The organism is Vibrio sp. Vb1980 (genome assembly GCF_033338615.1).
Taxonomy (GTDB): domain Bacteria; phylum Pseudomonadota; class Gammaproteobacteria; order Enterobacterales; family Vibrionaceae; genus Vibrio; species Vibrio alginolyticus.
In genome coordinates this window covers 1-721 of sequence record NZ_JAWOSZ010000082.1, presented here as the reverse complement: position 1 = coordinate 721, position 721 = coordinate 1, and the positions used below count along the sequence as shown (strand labels likewise).

The 721-nt window shown below is 47.7% G+C and carries 1 protein-coding gene and 1 pseudogene; both read left to right on the top strand.

The genetic code is table 11. The features are described 5' to 3' along the window. Positions 1–357: hypothetical protein (locus R7F64_RS23890; protein ID WP_318072151.1), on the top strand; the 357-nt coding region annotated here is incomplete at its 5' end. A gap of 21 nt (positions 358–378) precedes the next feature. After that, positions 379–721 (top strand): annotated as a pseudogene (locus R7F64_RS23885) (glutamate synthase small subunit); the annotation flags it as partial.

Genomic DNA, 721 nt, shown 5'->3' with positions numbered 1-721 from the left:
TACATGACTGGCGGCATTGTGGCTATTCTTGGCGCCACAGGTGTGAACTTCGGCGCTGGTATGACGGGCGGTTTTGCTTACGTGTTGGATGAAAATCAAGACTTCCAAGGTCGTGTAAACAACGAATCGGTGGAAGCCATTTCACTGTCGGATCTATACATCCACCAAGAGCACTTGCGCGGCCTAATTGCAGAGCATCTCGAAGAGACTGGCTCTAGCCATGCAGAACATATTTTGGCGAACTTTGACGAATGGATTCCGAAGTTCTATTTGGTGAAACCTCAAGCGGCTGACTTAAACACGCTACTTGGTCACCAAAGCCGCAGCGCTGCTGAACTGCGCGTTCAAGCCCAATAAATCATGGAGGATGTTTGAATCATGAGTCAGAACGTTTACCAATTTATCGATGTTCAACGCGTAGATCCGGCGAAAAAACCAATTAAGATTCGTAAGATTGAGTTTGTTGAAATCTACGAGCCGTTCACGAAACAACAAGCAACGGCGCAAGCCGATCGCTGTTTGGATTGCGGTAACCCATATTGTGAATGGAAGTGCCCAGTCCATAACTACATTCCCCAGTGGCTAAAACTGGCGAATGAAGGCCGAATTTTAGAAGCCGTGGAACTTTCACACCAAACCAACAGCTTGCCTGAAGTGTGTGGCCGTGTGTGTCCGCAAGACCGTTTGTGTGAGGGTTCGTGCACACTAAATGATGATTTTG